The organism is Streptomyces noursei (assembly GCF_016917755.1).
Taxonomy (GTDB): Bacteria; Actinomycetota; Actinomycetes; order Streptomycetales; family Streptomycetaceae; genus Streptomyces; species Streptomyces yunnanensis.
In genome coordinates this window covers 478480-495854 of the sequence record NZ_CP070326.1, presented here as the reverse complement: position 1 = coordinate 495854, position 17375 = coordinate 478480, and the positions used below count along the sequence as shown (strand labels likewise).

17 protein-coding genes and 1 pseudogene are annotated in these 17375 nt (G+C 69.7%); 9 read left to right on the top strand and 9 right to left on the bottom strand.

Annotated features, from left to right (window positions below; translation table 11 throughout):
• Positions 1-107: 107 nt before the first annotated feature.
• Both JNO44_RS01945 and JNO44_RS01940 read left to right on the top strand, forming a co-directional pair.
• On the top strand, positions 108-1220 hold the full coding sequence (locus JNO44_RS01945; protein ID WP_205360785.1) for an ATP-binding protein: 1113 nt from the start codon (positions 108-110) through the stop codon (positions 1218-1220).
• Positions 1217-4036 carry a DUF5682 family protein gene (locus tag JNO44_RS01940; protein WP_205360784.1) on the top strand — a complete coding sequence of 940 codons (2820 nt, stop codon included), beginning with the start codon at positions 1217-1219 and terminating at the stop codon, positions 4034-4036. Before JNO44_RS01945 ends, JNO44_RS01940 begins: the two co-directional genes overlap by 4 nt.
• Positions 4037-4261: 225 nt before the next feature.
• Here the strand turns inward: JNO44_RS01940 and JNO44_RS01935 are convergent, their stop codons facing one another.
• Complete coding sequence (locus tag JNO44_RS01935; RefSeq protein ID WP_205360782.1) at positions 4262-5842, bottom strand: alpha/beta hydrolase; 1581 nt, start codon at positions 5840-5842, stop codon at positions 4262-4264.
• A gap of 180 nt (positions 5843-6022) precedes the next feature.
• Positions 6023-6610, bottom strand: coding sequence for a hypothetical protein (locus JNO44_RS01930; RefSeq protein ID WP_205360774.1), 588 nt, complete (start codon positions 6608-6610; stop codon positions 6023-6025).
• 86 nt (positions 6611-6696) lie between these two features.
• Here JNO44_RS01930 and JNO44_RS01925 point away from each other — a divergent pair, with 86 nt between their 5' ends.
• From JNO44_RS01925 to JNO44_RS01915, 3 genes are read left to right on the top strand one after another with little or no spacing between them, the layout of a single operon-like run.
• Complete coding sequence (locus tag JNO44_RS01925; protein WP_205360772.1) at positions 6697-6879, top strand: ribbon-helix-helix domain-containing protein; 183 nt, start codon at positions 6697-6699, stop codon at positions 6877-6879.
• A gap of 1 nt (position 6880) precedes the next feature.
• Entirely contained in the window at positions 6881-7225 is a 345-nt protein-coding gene (locus JNO44_RS01920) for a VOC family protein (RefSeq protein WP_205360764.1), read from the top strand.
• Positions 7226-7251: 26 nt separating this feature from the next.
• Positions 7252-8109 (top strand): class I SAM-dependent methyltransferase, encoded by an 858-nt coding sequence (locus tag JNO44_RS01915; RefSeq protein WP_205360762.1) that lies wholly within the window; start codon positions 7252-7254, stop codon positions 8107-8109.
• 261 nt (positions 8110-8370) lie between these two features.
• Here the strand turns inward: JNO44_RS01915 and JNO44_RS42935 are convergent, their stop codons facing one another.
• Together JNO44_RS42935 and JNO44_RS44740 are read right to left on the bottom strand one after the other, a co-directional pair.
• Positions 8371-8661: an MmyB family transcriptional regulator gene (locus JNO44_RS42935; RefSeq protein ID WP_240167371.1), complete on the bottom strand. Its 291-nt coding sequence runs from the start codon at positions 8659-8661 to the stop codon at positions 8371-8373.
• Between the two features lie 264 nt (positions 8662-8925).
• Positions 8926-8994, bottom strand: a pseudogene (locus tag JNO44_RS44740) (hypothetical protein); the annotation flags it as partial.
• Between the two features lie 256 nt (positions 8995-9250).
• On the opposite strand from JNO44_RS44740, the gene JNO44_RS44330 reads away from it, so the two are divergent.
• The 3 genes from JNO44_RS44330 to JNO44_RS01895 all read left to right on the top strand — a co-directional run bounded on the left by JNO44_RS44330 (position 9251) and on the right by JNO44_RS01895 (position 11244).
• On the top strand, positions 9251-9895 hold the full coding sequence (locus JNO44_RS44330) for an SDR family oxidoreductase (protein ID WP_275695731.1): 645 nt from the start codon (positions 9251-9253) through the stop codon (positions 9893-9895).
• Between the two features lie 67 nt (positions 9896-9962).
• On the top strand, positions 9963-10355 hold the full coding sequence (locus tag JNO44_RS01900; RefSeq protein WP_039639342.1) for a RidA family protein: 393 nt from the start codon (positions 9963-9965) through the stop codon (positions 10353-10355).
• Between the two features lie 256 nt (positions 10356-10611).
• Positions 10612-11244: a GmrSD restriction endonuclease domain-containing protein gene (locus tag JNO44_RS01895; protein WP_205360757.1), complete on the top strand. Its 633-nt coding sequence runs from the start codon at positions 10612-10614 to the stop codon at positions 11242-11244.
• 264 nt (positions 11245-11508) lie between these two features.
• Here the strand turns inward: JNO44_RS01895 and JNO44_RS01890 are convergent, their stop codons facing one another.
• Positions 11509-12429 (bottom strand): SDR family oxidoreductase, encoded by a 921-nt coding sequence (locus tag JNO44_RS01890; protein ID WP_205360755.1) that lies wholly within the window; start codon positions 12427-12429, stop codon positions 11509-11511.
• A gap of 122 nt (positions 12430-12551) precedes the next feature.
• On the opposite strand from JNO44_RS01890, the gene JNO44_RS01885 reads away from it, so the two are divergent.
• Positions 12552-13118, top strand: coding sequence for a TetR family transcriptional regulator (locus JNO44_RS01885; protein WP_205360753.1), 567 nt, complete (start codon positions 12552-12554; stop codon positions 13116-13118).
• Positions 13119-13422: 304 nt separating this feature from the next.
• Here JNO44_RS01885 and JNO44_RS01880 read toward each other — a convergent pair whose 3' ends face one another.
• The 4 genes from JNO44_RS01880 to JNO44_RS01865 form a co-directional block, all read right to left on the bottom strand.
• The gene (locus JNO44_RS01880) at positions 13423-13557 is read right to left on the bottom strand and encodes a hypothetical protein (protein ID WP_268825799.1); all 135 of its coding nucleotides are present in this window, start codon (positions 13555-13557) and stop codon (positions 13423-13425) included.
• A gap of 574 nt (positions 13558-14131) precedes the next feature.
• Positions 14132-14935, bottom strand: coding sequence for an MBL fold metallo-hydrolase (locus JNO44_RS01875; protein ID WP_205360751.1), 804 nt, complete (start codon positions 14933-14935; stop codon positions 14132-14134).
• A gap of 351 nt (positions 14936-15286) precedes the next feature.
• Positions 15287-15859, bottom strand: coding sequence for a MarR family winged helix-turn-helix transcriptional regulator (locus JNO44_RS01870; protein WP_205360749.1), 573 nt, complete (start codon positions 15857-15859; stop codon positions 15287-15289).
• Between the two features lie 226 nt (positions 15860-16085).
• The gene (locus JNO44_RS01865) at positions 16086-16850 is read right to left on the bottom strand and encodes a DUF4190 domain-containing protein (RefSeq protein WP_235092017.1); all 765 of its coding nucleotides are present in this window, start codon (positions 16848-16850) and stop codon (positions 16086-16088) included.
• Positions 16851-17375: the final 525 nt, after the last annotated feature.

The window sequence follows — 17375 nt, the reverse complement described above, 5'->3', positions numbered from 1 at the left end:
CGCTCGCGGGGCCGCCCGCCCGCTTACCTGCACATCACCCTTCACGTGTCACGTCTCCCGCATCACCCCTCCCGTTTCAGCATGCCCCTATAGCGAAAGGCCCTGAGATGTCTGACCTGTTGCGCGCCCCCGCCGAGATCAAGTACGCCGAAGAACTGGACTGGCTGGAGTCCGTCGACGACAACCCCAAGCCCTTCTCCTGGCGCCTGTCCCCGAAGATGATCCGTCTGTTCATCCTGGGCTCGGAGCGCTCCGACGGCCTGGACCGGGAGATCCCGCAGAAGTGGTTCGGCGACCGCAGTTTCGTCGAGCGCGCCATCGTCACGCTCGCCTCCGACCGCGGTCTGCTCCTCATCGGCGACCCCGGCACCGGCAAGAGCTGGCTGGCCGAGCTGCTGTCCGCAGCGATCAGCCGCAACTCCACGCTGGTGGTGCAGGGCACCGCCGGCACCACCGAGGACCACATCAAGTACTCCTGGAACGTGTCCATGGTCATCGCCAAGGGCCAGTCGCGGGAGTCGATGATCCCCTCGCCGATCATGACCGCGATGGAGAACGGCGCGATCGGCCGGTTCGAGGAACTCACCCGCTCCACCAGCGACGTCCAGGACGCGCTGATCTCGATCCTGTCCGAGAAGTACATTTCCGTTCCCGAACTGGACAGCGACAACATCGTCTTCGCCAAGCCCGGCTTCTCGATCATCGCCACCGCCAACAGCCGCGACCGGGGCGTCAACGACCTCTCCTCGGCACTCAAGCGCCGCTTCAACTTCGTCCGCATCCCCGTGGTGACCAACAAGAAGAGCGAGGCGGAGATCGTCCGCTTCCGCACCGAGGAACTGCTGCGCCGCCACCAGATCGAGCTGGACGTGCCGCCGAACCTGCTCGACGTCCTGCTGCAGAGCTTCGCCGACCTGCGCGCCTCGGCCGCAGCGGCCGGCAGTGACGACGAGAAGCTGGAGTCCGCCCTGTCCACCGCCGAACAGATCGGCGTCCTCGAGGACGCCGTCCTGCACAGCAACTTCTTCGGCGAGCGTGCCCTGACCGCCCACACGCTGGCCTCCTCGCTCGTCGGCTCACTGGCCCGACGCGAGCCCGAGGACCTGGCCATCCTCAACAAATACCTGCATGGTGTCGTCGAGCCGCGCAGCAAGGAAGAGGGCGGATCATGGCCGGAATTCCTGGCGGGCGGCCGCGACGCGATCGCCACCCTGTCATGAGCGGCGCGCACGAGAGCACCTTCGCCGGGCTGCGCGGACAGTTGCAGGAGGCCGCCGCCGCGTTCGCCGACGGGCCCGACGCCCTGGAGGGCATCCTGCTCGGCATCGTCGACGACGTCGACCGCGCGGTCCGCGAACCGCTGGAGATCTTCCCTGTCTGCCACCACTCGCCCGCCTCCGCCCTCGCGATGGCCCGCCGCCTGCGGGAGAAGCAGCCGAAGGTCGTCTACCTGGAGCTGTGCGAGGACATGGCCCCGCTGCTCACCGAACTCCGCAACTGCAGGCTCCCGGTGGCGGTCCAGGCGTTCGCGACCGAGATCGACGGTTTCCCCGCCGAGTGGTCCCCGCTGTCGGTGGTCGCACCGATCACCGAGGCGTCGGCCGAGTACCAGGCGATCGCCTACGCACTGGACACCCCGGGCGTCGAGCTGGTCCTCGTCGACCGCTCCTCGGACCACGTCTTCCAGTGGGACGCCCGCGGCACGCACTCCGCCGAGCCCCCCGCCCAGAACGGGGGAGCGGACGCCCCACCCGCCGAGGAGGAGGCCGCGCTGCACGGCGACGCGGTCGGCGTGGAGATCGGTGACCTGCGGCCCCGCTTCGCCGAGCTGGAGGAACACCTGCTGCGCCACGGCAAGGTGCGGCACTGGTCGGAGTGGTGGCACCAGTACGTCGAAGTGCCGCTCGGCGACAGCGACCACGACACCTACCGCCAGGTCATGCTGCTGATCGGCAGCCTCTTCCGGCGCCTGGCACCGGGTGAACCGAACCGGGTGCGCGTGGACGAGGACCGCGAGCGCTACATGTGGACGAGGATGCGCGCGCACCTGGCCGCGACCGGCGCCGATCCCGCGGACTGCCTCTACGTCTGCGGCGCCTTCCATGCGGCCAGCCGCGTCGCGGAGTTCGGCGTCCACGGCACCGACACCTTCGAGATCGGCCCGCGCACCGCCACCACATGGCAGCACGGCCTGATCCCGTCAAGCCACGCGGCGATCGAGGCGCAGTTCGGCCTCGCCGCCGGCTCGGTGTCGATCGCCGCCACGGTCTGGGCGAAGAACGTCAAACGCACCCGCGTACAGCCCTACCGCCTGGACGGGCAGACCGGCACGAAGAAGCCGGCACGGCCCAGGAAGACCGCGGTCGCCCTCGCCCCCGTGCCACAGACATCGCCGCCCACCGACAAGCTGACCGGATTCCTCCGACAACCGCCGGTCCTGGACGGGCTCGACGAGGCCGAACTCCTCGGCTGGTCGGTGGAGATCGTGCGCGCCGCGCGCCGCAACGGCTACCTCGCGTCCACCGCCGACGCCATCGCGGTGTTCGAGACCTCGATCCTGCTCGCCGGAATGCGGGACCGGGCCAAGCCGACGCCGTACGACTTCCAGGACGCGGCGGTCACCTGCATCGAGAAGGACACCGTGCCCGGCCGGCGCGACGTGCGCCGCCTGGTGGACATCATGATGGGCGGCGACCGGACCGGCCAGGTCGGCTACGACGCCCTGCCACCCCTGGCACGCGACGTCCACGACCGCCTGGCACCGCTCGAACTCAAGCTCCAGCAGCGCGGCGTCCAGCGGGCGTTGCTGGACATAGCCGCCCAGCCGGAACTGGAGCGCTGCTCCGACGTGTTGTGGATGCTGCGCTACCTCATGCCGCACGGCGCCGCCCGCCCGATCATGGGAGAGCGGAAGCTCGGCGAACGCCCCATCCAGGAATCCTGGGACCTGGCACTGGGTACCCACCAGCGCGCGCTCATCGAGCTGGGCTACGAGGGCGTCAGCATCGAGCAGGTCCTCGAACAACGCCTGCGCCGCACGGCGTACGGCTCACAGGCCACCACGGCGACGGTCCTGGAAACCGTCGAGGACGCGGCACTGTACTTGCGCAGCCGCCGGCTCGCCGACGAACTGGGCACCCGCGCCCTGGAGGTGCTGGCCGCCGAACGCAGCGTCGACGGCGCACCGGAGGTACTCCGCCGGGTACGCCGGCTGCTGTCGCACTACCGCACCAGCGAACCGGTGCTGCCGCAGTGGATCGAGTCCTTCGTCAAGACCGGGTACGCGCACTACTGCACGCTGCTGCCTACGGCCTGCACCGACGAAGACGCCACCGTCCGCCAGGTGGCGGCCATGCTGGGCTTCCTGTTCAGCATGGAGGGCCTGGCGCTGTCGCTCGGCTGCGACCGGACCCAACTGGAGCTGGCGGTCAGCCAGTCGCACCCCGAGGACCCGTCCAAGACGGCACTGCTGTGGGCGGCCCGGACCCAGCTCGGCCACCTCTCCCGCGCCGACCTGCGGGCCAAGTGCGACGCACTGCTCGGCAACCCCCTGGTGGTGCCCGCCTACCCGCGCTACCTCAGCGGCTTCCTGCACGCCCTGGAGCCCGTCCCCGGCCTCGCCGACTTCGTCGTGGAAGCGGTGTCGAACGCCTTCGGGCGACTGCCCGACCCGGTGCTCCTGCCGTGGCTGCCGACCCTGATCGGCACCCTGCGCTCGGACGGCGCCGAGCTCGCCCCGTTGCTGATCCGCGAGGCCGGTCGGATCTTCCCCGGCCGACTCGCGGCGCTCGACGCCTGGACACCACCGTGGCGAAGCCAACCGGAGGCGCACACCGCCGAACCCACACCGGGCGCGGACACCGGCCACGGCGTCACCCTCCTCGCCGCCCACCCCGCGACGTGCGACGCCCTGGCGGGCCTGCTCGGCTGCGACGGTACCTGGCAGACCGCGCCACCCGCCCCGCACGGCGCGACACTGACCAGGGCCCACCCGGACACGGCCATCGCACTGGAGGCACTGCTGGCCGGCCGATGACTCCGCCGGGAGCAGGCCCCCGGCCGCGGCCCCCGTCGGGGCGCCCGAACCCACGGGCGCCCCGACGGACACGAGACACACCGCCGCCAACGGGCCGCCAACTGCATGGGTGGCCAACGTCGGTGAGGCCGACGATCCGGACCGGGATGTGCCGACCCAGGCATGAGGCCCCGGCCATCGTCACGGCCAGGACCCCACGCGTGCGCTGTCCGGTGCCCAAGGTGGTCAGAAGCCGGGCGCTCCCGGTACGCGGTGCGGAATCGGGACCGTACTCTTCCCCAGGCCGGCGTTCTGGCTGCCGGACGCCTCGCAGGTGAGGTCCCGTGTCGGGAGCTGGCCGGTGCTCAGATAGGCGTTGACGGCACGGTTGGCGCAGGCGCGCGGGTCCCCGGAGTAGACGCCGTGGCCCTCGCCGCCCTCGACGTACACCATGCGCGAAGCCGTCAGGGTGCGGTGCATGCCCAGACCGCTGACCAGAGGTGTCTGGGGATCCCACTGGTTCTGGACGGTGAGGAGACGGACATCGTTGTGCACGGTCGTGACGGGCTCGGCCGGTCCGGTCCAGAAGGCGCACGGCGTGATGTTGGAGCCGAAGTCGCCGTACAGCGGGTGCCTGGCCTTGTCCTGGATCGCATCACGGCGGTACTGGTCGATGCGACGCGGCCAGGCCGCGGTGTCGCCACAGACGACGGACCAGAACACCGCGGAGCCGTTGTCGGCCGGTGGCTGCGCGTCGGTTTCTCCGGGGCTCCGCGGAGCCGGCGCGCCGTCCAGCCCCACGATGCGGTGCGAGGTGGGCTTCCCATCGGCGGCGGCCTTCAGCGCGGCGACGGTCTCGGCGGCCTCGATCGGACTGAAGAACTGGGGACGCAGACCGGCCCGGAGGTCGTCCCCGCTGAGCTTCTGGTTCTCATACGGGATGGGGTCGCGGTCGGCTCGGGCGACCAGGTCCCAGAACGACGCCTTGACCGCGGCGGGCGTGCTCCCGAGGTGATAGGCCCGGTCGCGCTGAGCGGTCCACTTCGTCCATCGGGCGAACGCCGGCTCGGCGCCCTCTGCCCACACCTGGATCATGCCGCGCCAGACCCGGGCGGGGTCGACCGCGCTGTCGAGTACGAAGCGGTCGGTCCGCTGGGGGAACATCTGCGTGTAGACGGCGCCGAGGTAGGTGCCGTACGAGAAGCCCAGGTACGAGATCTTCTTCTCGCCCAGTACGGCGCGGATGACGTCCATGTCACGGGCGGTGTTGCGGGTGGTGATGTGCCGGAGCACGTCGCCGTTCTCGGTGCGGCACTTCTCGGCGACGGACCGTGCCCAAGTCACATCATGGTTGAACGTCTCGGGCCGGTAGGGGTGTTCGACCTTCCGCTCCGCGGCCGTCAGGCCGCAGGTGACGGGGGTGCTCCGGCCCACTCCGCGGGGGTCGAACCCGATCAGGTCGTAACGCTCGCGGACGTCCTTGGGCATCGTGTCGTTCATCGCGACCGGCATGGCCAGGCCGTTGGCGCCGGGCCCACCGGGATTGAACAGGATCGCGCCGTGCCGCTCGGCCGAGCCGCCGGCCTTCATCCGGGAGATGGCCAGCTTGATGGTCCTGCCGGTGGGCCGGCTGTAGTCGAGCGGCACATCGATCGTCGCGCACTGGTACGCGGCGGGCATCGAGGTGTCGCAACGGTGCCAGGCGGGGCGCTGGTTGTGGAACCCGTGCAGCGGGTCCGCGGCGGATGCCTGCGCCGGGGACAGGGCGGGGACCAGCGTCGCCGTGACCCCGACCGCCAGCACGGCCGCTAAGCGTCGTATTCGCACGAAATGCCTTCCTTCCCGTCAACTTGCCGGAAAGAACGACCATTTCGTACGAGCAAGTGCCGACGAATCCTCCTTCAGGGCCATCTTGGTCCGACTCCAGGCGGACTCCGACCCTCGGCGGCCGGCCGGATCAGGCCGGATCACATCGGATCAGGCGGCATCACGTCGGATCGATCCGGATCAGCGGGAGGTGTCCGAGCCGGCAAGATCCGAACGAGAGGTCGGAGGGGCCACCCGGCGTTGGGCTATGAAGGCGAGCAGCCGCTGTACGGCCTGGTCCTGAGCCCAACGGGGCTCCTCCACCGCGACGCGTTGCGCGGCGTAGATGCGCACCATTTCCGACCGCACATAGTGTCCATGGGCACGTTCCTCGAGGAGGTGGGCGTCGCGCGGTTCGTTGAGATGGCGACGGCGGCCCTCGACGTCCCCGCCGACCAGCACGCTGGCGTGGTGGTCGCCGACGCACGGGCCGGGGTGCAGACCCAGGAAGCGGAAGAGCCGGGCAGCGTTGCTCGACAGACAGTCCGGCGTCGCGGGCAGCAGGGGGCGTGCCTGTTCGGCGGTGCCCGCGTTGTCCAGTGCAACGAGCATCCGGCGGTCGGCGAGCAGCGGATGGTAGAGCGCCGACGCCTCCGTCACGGACTCGCAGAAGTCCGGTACGGCGGGCGGCAGTTGGGCGATGCGTGGATGGCGTGGGCCCCGCAGGTGGTCGCAGACATACGGGGCGACGTAGGGCGCCGCCCTGCCCGACCCCGGGCACGCTGTCACGGCAGGCGCCGGGGGCGGTCCCGCGGACTTCGGGCGATGCGCATTGCTTCGAACGGCTAGCTTGCTAGGATGCTAGCATCGCTTCTGTGGGTGATGAGGAAGTCAAGCAGTTCAACGTGTACCTGCCGATCGGACTGATCAAGCAGGTCAAGTACCACGCCATCGAATCGGGGATGTCGCTGTCGGCACTGGTCGCCGAAGCGCTGCGCGCCTATCTCGACGACGCCGAGGGCACGGACAACGAGCGAGCGACGGAGAGGGAGAGCTGATATGCCGACCGAAGGAATCGAGGCCGTGCACTTGACGACCCACAACTGGGGCAGGGCGGCGAAGTTCTTCCAGTCGCTGGGCTACGAGTTGGAGTTCTCGACCGACCACAACTCCGGTCAGCTCCGCAACGGCGACGGGCCGTACGTCTTCATCGCCGAGGTCCCGGAAGACCAAGAGCCTCAGACGCAGATCGTGCTGAAGGTGGCGGACGCGGACGCGTTCCGCTCCGATCCTGCCGTCGAGGTGGTCACGCCGTTCGAGGACACCCACTACGGAACCAAGGAGATGACCGTCCGCGATCCCGACGGGCGACTGTGGAGCCTCCAAGCACCCGCCCAGAACTGACCACAACGGCGCCGGAAGGGAACACCATGACAGGCGAGCCGACCGGGACACCGGACAACACCGCGCTGCGGACCGCCCTCTGGCGAGCCGTGCACGTCCAGGTGGACCCACCACCGCATGTGCTCGACGACGAGATCGGCCTCCAGCTGGCGGCTCCCGACGACGACTGGCGCAGCCGTCCCGACATGGACCCGGATGCCACCGGGGGATTCCGAGCGGCCATCGTGGCCCGCGCTCGCTTCATCGAGGACCTGGTCGCCGAGCAGGTCGACCACGACGTCACCCAGTACGTCATCCTGGGAGCCGGCCTGGACACCTTTGCCCAGCGCCGGCCGGAGGTCGCCTCCCGCCTACAGGTCTTCGAGGTCGACCAGCCCGCCACCCAGGCATGGAAGCGTCGCCGCCTGGTCGAACTCGGCTACGACATTCCCGACTGGCTGCACCTGGTGCCGGTCGACTTCGAGGCGAGCGAAGACTGGCTGGAACAGCTGACCGTTGCCGGCTTCGATTCCAGCCGACCGGCGGTCATCGTCTCCACCGGCGTCACCATGTACCTCACCAAGGACGCCACCGTGGCCACTCTCCGCCAGATCGCCGGGCTGGCACCCGGCTCGACGCTCGCCATGACCTTCCTGCTGCCGCCCGAACTCATCGACGACGCGGACCGCCGCGGCCTCCGGACGAGCAAGGAAGGCGCACAGGCATCCGGCACCCCGTTCATCAGCTTCTACACTCCGCCCGAGATGTTGGCACTGGCCCGTGAAGCCGGCTTCGGCGAGGCCCGCCACGTGTCGGGGGGTTCGCTCGCCGATCGCTACTTCGCCGATCGCACCGACGGCCTCCGCCCGTCGAGCGGAGAGGACTTCCTGCTGGCCAACACCTGACCATTCGTCAATACCGGCCTTTCTCAACGAGCCAGAGGAGCGCCCTAACGAAATGGTCTTCAAGGAAAGGTAGTTGGGTGGCTTCGAGGGCGATGCGATCACCCACCACGAACGATGTTCTCATCTGGTCGTTGGCTGAAGGAGGCGGCGGATAGCCGACGTCGTAGACCTGATCTGCTACCCCTGCGACGCGTTGAGGTGTCGTCAGCAGATGACTGGGCATCCGAGGGTGAGGAAGGCCGTCGTTGCGATTGCCACCAGTCAAAGTGCCGGCGAGTGGGATGCCGGTGGCGGTGGCGGTGGCCGAGCCGCCCGCCCCCCCGAATGTCGGAAGCATTTGGCCTCGTGGGTCTCCTGGCGGATGTCGTGGCGGTCCCACAGGCGACGCAACTCCGCGCTCTTCAGCGACAGTTCACCGACCGTCCGGACAAGTTGGGGGTCGTCGGTGTCGGTCCCGGCCGCCGAGCGCAGCCCGCCCACGGTGTTGGCCGCCACCTGCTCCCAGTCCGGAGAGAACTCGCGCGCGTCCGGGTCGAGGAACACCAACCGCACCAGGTCGCCGCTGTAGGCATGGCCGGCGAACAGGCTCGGCCCAGGGCGTTATGGGCCAGCACCGTCAGACAGCGCCCGAGGACCACGGCCGGTGTGCGGTGCCGGCCCGCCATCATCCGCAACAGGACCGGACTGACGGTCTCCGGGCGCCTCTGCCCACAGTCCCGCACGGCCCCGCCCCGCAATCGGTCGCGCCAGCCGCTGTAGATGATCCGTCGCGTCCCCGTCCAGGTGCAGGGCCCGGGACAGGGCATCGACGACCTGCACGGAGGGGTGCCGCTCCCGCCCCTGCTCCAGCCGCACGTAGTAATCGGAGCTGACCCCGGCCAGCATGGCGACCTCTTCGCGGCGCAGCCCGGCGACCCGGCGCCGAGGAGAGACCGGCAGTCCTGAGTCCTCGGGGGGTGATCAGGGCGCGGCGGGTACGCAAGAACTGCCCGAGCGGGTTCGCGCTGCCCATGCCCGCAACCTTAGACACGGGCGAGTGAGGTGCGGCACCGCGGAGGGTGGCCGTGGCACTCCTACGATCGTGCCTCCCGGGAGAATCCCTGCCTGGTCAGGGATGCGCTCACCGTCGCAGGCTCAAGCCGTGAGTTCTTCGTCTCCCTCCCTCGCCCGCGACACCCATGCCGGGCACAGCGCTCAGCGGCTGACCGGCAGGGTCGCCGTCGTAACCGGCGCCTCCAGCGGCATCGGCGCAGCCACCGCCCGCCGCCTGGCAGCCGACGGGGCCGCGGTCGCCCTCCTGGGCCGTCGCGCAGAGCGCCTGCGAGCCCTGGCCGACGAACTCGGCCCCACAACCACCGCGCCCATCCTCCTGGTGACCACCGACCTGGCCGACCCCAAGGCCATCGACACCGCCGCCCGCACCATCACCGCGACCCTCGGCCCCGCCGATCTGGTGCACGTCGGCTCCGTGGCCGGCCACAGTCTCTACCCCGGTTGGTCGGTCTGTTGCGCCACCAAGTCCGCCGTGGCCCACCTGACCCGCAATCTGCGTGCCGAACTGGGCCCCCGCGGCGTCCGCGGGAAGAACATCGAACCCGGCGTCACCGTCACGGAACTGGGCCACGACATGCGGGACATCAGCATGCAGACCTCCCTGCCCCGCATGCGGACCGACCTCCGCCCGCTCACCGCAGAGGACATCGCCGGCACCATCGCCTTCGCCGTCTCCGTCCCCGCACACGTCAACGGCGCCGAACTGGTCGTCGTACCCGTCCAGCAGGGCTGATCGGCTCGCCCGCCCTCCCGGATACCGGCAATGGACGTAGCGGCCCGGACCACTTAGCGTTCGGCGCATGACAGAGCGACGCGCGATCCTCAGTGGCTCGACCTTCGAGGAGCAGATCGGCTACGCCCGTGCCGTGATCGACGGTGACTGGGTGCACGTGTCCGGGACGACCGGGTTCGACTACTCCACCATGACGATCTCGGACGACGTGGTGGCGCAGGCCGAGCAGTGCCTGCGGAACATCGAGGCCGCGCTGGCCGAGGCGAAGTGCACCTTCGCCGACGTGGTCCGGGTGCGCTATCTGCTGCCCGACCGCGCGGACTTCGAGCCCTGCTGGCCGGTCCTCCGCCGTTGCTTCGGGGAGGTCCGGCCGGCCGCCACGATGATGGTGTGCGGGCTCGCCGATCCCCGCATGAAGATCGAGATCGAGGTGTACGCACGACGGGCCACCACCGCCTGAGCAGCAGTTCGCGGATGCCTGGTTGCGGACCCGGTAAACGGGGCGTTCCGTGACGACTGGTCGCCCCCCGCCGCCTCACCGGCCGCCCATTCCTGATGCATGCGGCATCTACCGCAGGCAAGCCCGCCCCTTCAAATGCAAGTAACGGGAAGGGAAAAGAATTGTCATGTCCATTCAACGCGCGTAGCGCAGGCCCCGGCATGTGCGGTTTCCTCGAAAGGAGTCTCTCCAACCCCCCACATTTCAGGAGACCTTGATGCCTCGTGCTGCCCTCGGCCTGTCGGCCGCCGCCGTTATCGTCGTCGGCCTGTCCGCCGCCCCGGCGCTCGCCGAACCGCCGGCCCCGCCGTCGACATCGACCGCCCGCGCCGAGCTGACGGCCCTGACCGTCGCCACCCCGCACTCCATGGACGGCTACGCCCGCGACAAGTTCTCCATATGGGCCAAGCAGCCCGACGGTTGCACCACCCGCCAGGAGGTCCTCGCCCGCGACGGCAAGGACGTCCAGGACAAGCCGGGCAGCTGTCAGCCGGCCAGCGGTTCGTGGTATTCCGTGTATGACGACGCCACCGTCACCGATGTCGCGCAGGCCACCATCGACCACATGGTGCCCCTCGCCGAAGCCTGGCGTTCCGGCGCCGACACGTGGACCGCCGACCAGCGCAAGGCATTCGGTAACGATTTGAAGGACCCCCAGCTGCTGATTGCCTCGGAGTCCTCCAACAGCTCCAAGAGCGACAGCGGCCCGGCCGACTGGAAGCCGACCAACCACGCCTTCTGGTGCACGTACGCCAAGGACTACACCCACATCAAGTCCGTCTGGAAGTTGACCACGACCGACGGCGAGAAGAAGGCGCTGGCCTCGATGCTCGACACCTGCACCAACTGACCCGACGGTGACCCGCCTCCCGCACATGCCATGGGGCTCGGCCGGTGCGGGAGGCGTTGCGCAGGCAACCTCCAGGACTGCCCGGCAGGATTCCCCCGACCGGTCGTCGACGACACTCGCACTCCTCGCGCTCCAACGCCCCCTGTCCCGCCGGTAGTCGGCCGCGCCACATGCGTCCAGAGCGTCCACCCCGCGTCCATGCAGCGCTGTGTCTCTCACCTCCCATCGGGCCCCGACGCCTGGGCCACTGCAGGGCGGATTCGGCTACGGCAGGGTGGAACGGTCCGCCGAGGCCCGGAAGTAGTGACCCTGTTCCAGGTCGTCTATGAGTCCGTGATGGGTCGGCTGCCATCCCAGTAGTTCGCGGGTCAGAGCACTGGACGTCGGTGCGTCGGCCCCGAAGAAGGCGCCCAGCCAGCCGAAGTGCCGCTCCGCGTCCTCGGGGGAGACGGACGCCACCGGGAGGCCGAGATGCCGGCCGATCGCCTCGGCGATGGTACGGACCGGTACCGCCTGTTCGGCGACTCCATGTAGCACCGACCCGGCCGGAGCCCCCTCCAGGGCCAGCCGGAACAGGCGCGCGGCATCGCTGCGGTGCACGGCACACCAGCGGTTCGACCCGTCGCCGACGTATCCCGACACGCCCCTGTCGCGGGCGATATCGATGAGGGTCTTGACGAAGCCGTGGTCACCTTCGCCGTGCACCGACGGCGCCAGCCGCAGCACTGACGAGCGGACCCCGCGCGCGGTGAGGGCGAGCGTGGCCTGCGCCGAGGGAGCTCTAAGGGCCCCGATCGAGTCGGCAACGGGGACGTCCCGTTCGGTCGCCACCCGCCCTTCGGCGATCCCCAGCGTGCCGGAAGCGACGACCAGGGGGCGGTCGGATCCCTCCAGTGCGGCACCGAGCGTCTCGATGGCACGCAGATCGGTGTGCGCCGCGTGCTCGTACCGCGAGAAGTCGTGGATGAAGGCGAGGTGGATGACCCCGTCGGACGCGGCGGCGCCGGAGCGCAGACTGTCCGGGCCTTCCAGTGTGCCGCGGTGCACCTGCGCCCCCGCGGCGGTCAGCCGCTCGGCCGAGGCGTCCGAGCGCGCGAGCCCGAGGACCTGGTGGCCCGCGCCGATGAGTTCGGGAACGACGGCGGACCCGATGAATCCGGATGCGCCGGTGACGAATACACGCATGAGGAGAACTCCCAGCACTCCATCGTCCTCTGCGCAGGGTGCACCGAGGACGGACCGATGTCAGTCACTGACATCAAAGGTAGCATCGATGTCAGTCACTGTCATCGAGTAGGATTCGGGACATGAGTCGATGGGAGCCCAACGCGCGTGGCCGACTTGAGCAGGCGGCATTGGAGCTCTACAGCGAGCGCGGGTACGAACAGACCACCGTGGCGGAGATCGCCAAGCGTGCGGGACTGACGGAGCGGACGTTCTTCCGGTACTTCCCCGACAAGCGCGAGGTGCTGTTCGCCGGCGCCGGCACACTCCAGGAGCTCTTCGTCGACACCGTCACCGAGGCGCCTGTCGCCGCGGCGCCGATCGACGCGGTGGCCGCTGCCCTCGATGCCGCCGCGGCACAGTTCCAGGGGCGCTTCGACAGGGTTCGCCGCCGGCAAGCCGTCATCGCCGCCAACGCCGAGCTCCAGGAACGCGAACTGATCAAGTTCGCCTCGCTGTCCACGGCGCTCTCCGACACTCTGCGCCGCCGCGGTGTGGGAGAACCGGCCGCGAGCCTGACGGCCGAGGCGGGCATCGCCGTGTTCAAGATCGCGTTCGAGCGCTGGGTCGAGCAATCCGGTGACCAGGACTTCGCGCACCTCATCCGGGAGTCGCTCGCCGAACTCAAAGCCGTGGCCACGGGCGCCTGACTCCGCCGCCGGGCGCCGCCGCCCGCGCAAGAGCCGCGCGCTCGACACCGGGGCCATTCACGGCAGGCACCTCATCGCCCGGGCCCCGCGTCACCTGCGCAAAAATCCGTTCGTCGGGAGCCGCGGTGACTCGCCAGCATCCTGAAACGTGGCCGTCGACGATCCCGGGGCATCGTGCGGCGCGGATATGGCGCCGTGTTCGTGCACTGCGATGAGGCGTACGGCGCCGCGGCGAAGTGCCGGCCTGTGTTGGGGAGTTCGTGCCCAAGCCACCGTCCCGTCCGTCTTGCCGACCTGAGGCTCGTCAGTGGTCCGCTGCGGTCATCGTGTCGGCGATGAGGCCGGCGAGCTGGTGCAGTTGTGCGGTGAGCGCGTGCCGCTCCTGCGGTGTGAAGCGGGACAGCGCCTGGGCCTGGCGGGCGCGCAGCTCGGTACGCATGGCGGTGAGTCGTCGGGTGCCGTCGTCGGTGAGGCGGATGAGGACCTGCCGTTCGTTGCTCTTTCCGCGCCTCGCCGGCCCGTCCCCCCGCGGCGGTCGACGTGCGCTGATCCTCGGCCGGGGCGCCGTGCTCAGCGAACGCCCGCAGGCGGAGCTCGGGTGCGGTGGCGTCCGCGAGCCGCTGCAGGCGGTTGTCCTCCGCGGCGAGGATCGTGGCGCGTGGTCTTGCGTTGTATCCGGGGTCCGTCAGCTCCACCGTGGTCAGGTACTCGGCCGGCATCGTCGCGGCGACGAAGCGTTCGGCGGTCGGCCCCAGCAGGCCGATCTGGTGGACGTGGGCCTCCAGAACGACCGGGGCATCGGCGTCACTCTCGGACTCGGTGAGCGCCTCGTGCAGTCTCGCGACGGTGGCCACCCTGCCGGCGAAGCAGCCGTTGAGAACGTCGCCGTCGACGGACCTCCGCAGGAGTCAGGGGCGGGTGCGTGGCTCCTCGACGCGGCAGTGGGCTTCCACAACATGGATCCGGCCCGAGCCGGAGACCCGGTCCGCCGGCCAGAGCAGTGACTCCAGCTCTCATTCCTGGTCTCGCAGGTTCGCGTGGAGGAGTTCGTGCAGGCGGCTTCGGGTGAAGTTGCGGCCGTGACCCGGGTGGACGGCGGACACGTCCAGGTCCAAGAGGTGTTGCAGACTTCGGCGGTAGGCGGACCGGTCCGATTCCGGGAGGTCGTCGATGAGGTCGCCGTTGTAGATCACATCGCCGGAGTACAGCACCCCGGTGTGCGTTTCGTGCAGGGCGATGCACCCCGGTGTGTGGCCGGGCAGGTGGATGACGGTCAGCTGTCGGCCGCCGAGGTCGATGACGTCCCCGTGGTGCAGCTGTTGGGTCACCTCCAGGGGAGCCACCTGGTAGGTGCGAGGGTCGTAGGTCGGGTGCGGAAGTGCGTTGATCAGCAGGTTCGGTGGGGGGTCTGCTGCGGCGTCGAGGCCGAGTTGGTCGTAGAGTTCGACGCCGAACAGGCTCGCCGCAACCCCTTCCGCCAGCGGTCCGGCGGCGGCGGTGTGGGCGGCCTGTTCGCGGAACTCGTGGGCGCCGCCGACGTGGTCGAGGTGGGCGTGGGTGAGAACGACCAGCGGATCCCGTGTGAACATCTGCGGGATCTCCTGGCGTAGGGCGGCGACGCCCAGGCCGGCGTCCACGACGAGGTCGCGATCTGTTCCGCGCAGCCACCACAGGTTGGCCCGCAGCAACTTGTCGACGTGCGGTTCGGTGATGCGGACGATTCCGTCGTCCAGTTCGTGCAGCTCAAACCAGTGAGCCGGAACCGGCAGGTCGTGCGTCGCCGTCGCCGGGCCCGCCCCGGGAGCAGAAACAGTCATGCCGAGGATCCCATCAGGCCCCTCGTCGGCCGAGCAAGAGATTTGGGTTCGACCGAATGTTGATCTGTGGACCGGCGCGCGTCATCGATCCGGCCGGTCGACCGACGTCAGTCGCCCCGCTCGGCGATGGCGTCGACGCGGGACGCCCAGGGGCCGGGATCGAGGGTGTTGGCGGGATCGAGGAGAAGTGGGCGGCCGGTACGGGTCTTCGCGCAGGCCGGGCAGGTCCGCGCCGGTCGATCATCCGCACGACCTGTCCGACCAGGCCGCTCGCACGGTGCTCGGTGGACGGCTGGGTGCGGCGCTCCAGGACGAGCGGACCCGCACCGGGCAACGGACGCCGACGCCCCGTCAGGACTTCGAACGGCGTCCGCTGCGGCGGGGTGCCGGCTCCGCGCCGTCCAGCAGCGCCGCCCGCCGCTCCTCGCCGTGCGTCTCGACCTGCACCACGATCCGGCGCAACATCTCCGCGGTCCGTCGGCACTCCTCGGCGTCGAGCCGTTGGGTGACGAAGACCTCCTCCGCGTTGAACTGGGGGAACAGACGGTGCATCAGCGCCTCGCCCTCCGTGGTGAGACCGAGCAGCACCAACCGGCCGTCCTCGGGGTGGCCGGCCCGTCTGACCAGGCCGCGGGACTCCAGGGTGCGGGCGACGCCGGTCAGGGTGCCCTTGGAGATCCCGACCTCCTCCGCGACGTATCGGGTCTCCGACTCGCCCCAGATCCAGATCACCCACAGCACGACGAACGCGGTCCAGGTCAGATCCGAACCGCGCAGTACGGAATTCTCCAGATGTTGCCGGACGGCCGCGGCCACCCGATGGATGTTGGCCACCACGGCCATCTGGTCGTGCCCGATCGGGACGCCGCCGAGCTTGGCTTCGACGAGCTTCTCGGCCTCGATGATGGAGCGTTGGCCTGGCACGGGACCCTCCTCTTCGTCGCCGGCGTACGGCCCGGCCGTGAGGCGCGCGCCGGACCGTACGGAGCCAAATTGTAGAAGTGCCGGGCTTTTGACCGGTCTTGGCTCGCGCCCGCAGAGGAGGAAATCAGGCGTTCGCCGCAGTCGGCGACGTGCGGGGGCCGCACTGGCAGACCGGTCGCGGTTGCCCGCGAGCGTCTGCCGCTACGGTTGGGGCCTGCCGTGCAGGTCAGGAGGAGGGCCCGCTCCAGTAGGCGTCGTCCCACTGCGATACGTCCGGGCTGAACTTCACCTCGACCGGATTGGCGGCCTCCGGCGGCAGCGAGAAGGCGTACTTGCCGACGACCGTCCCGTGGGGCGGGACGGCGCCGGTGATGACCTTCTGCCGGCCGCTTCCGTCGATCACCAGCTGTGCCGAGATCCCGTCCGCGTCCTTGACGTCCGGCATTCCGGTCTCGACGCCCACGCGCCGGGAACCGGTGTTGACCACCGTGACGGTGACCTCCACGGCCTTGTTGCCCTTGGCGTGGCCGTTGGCGAACTCGTCCGGGGTGAACGGCGTCGGCTTGGACACCGTGACCTTCAGGCCGTTGCCGAAGGTGTACGCCTCGCCGAAGGAGAGGTGCCGCTTCTTCTCCTCGGCCGCCTTCGACTCCTCGGCCTCCTTGACTTCCTTGATCTCCGAGCGTGCGCCGTCGACGGCGTGCTTGACCACCACCGCGGTGAACACCGCGCTGCCGGCCGCGATCAGCAGGCCGACGATGCCCAGGGCGAGACCGGCGACGGCCATGCCCTTGTTGGTCGCACGGCCCTTGCGGGCGTGGCTCAGCCCCACGGCGCCGAAGATCACAGCCAGCAGGGCAGGGAGCCAGGACAACCAGAACAGGAAGACGAACACGCCGAGGACCACGCCCACCAGGCCGAGGACCAGGGCGGTGATGCCCATGCCGTTACGGGGTTGGCCGATCTGCGTCGGGTACGTCGCGGGGGGCACGTCGGCGGATTGGTGTGCCGGTGGGGCCCACGGGTTGTGGTCCTGTGGCTGGCGACCCGTGGTCGTGGAGCCATCGGGAGGAGTGGGCGTAGTCATGCGGTTCCTTCACACGAGTCTCTGAACTGGGAGATTACCAGAACATTTTCCCTATTATTTACCCCTGATGGTCGATATCGGTCGAGCTCTCTACTCGCTCGGAAGTCGGCATGGGCGGTCGCGGCGTGGCCATGCCTGGGCGCGGCGAGGCGCGGCATGACGGCACGGCACGGCACCGCACGGCGCCTGGCCTGGCGCGAGCCGAGACGGTCGGCAGGTGCGGTCGACCGCAGCTGGTCAGGCGGGGGCGGATGTCGAGGGCGGACCGGGGCTTCGTCCGCCTGGTTCAGGACGGTGCGCCGGCCAGAACTTCCACTGTGCCCGTGTCCAGCGCGTGGTAGGCGCCGACCACGGCAAGGGCGCCCTTCGCCGGTGCGCATCACATACAGGTCGCCCAGTCCCGTGTCGAAGAGGAGCTTGGCACCCGGC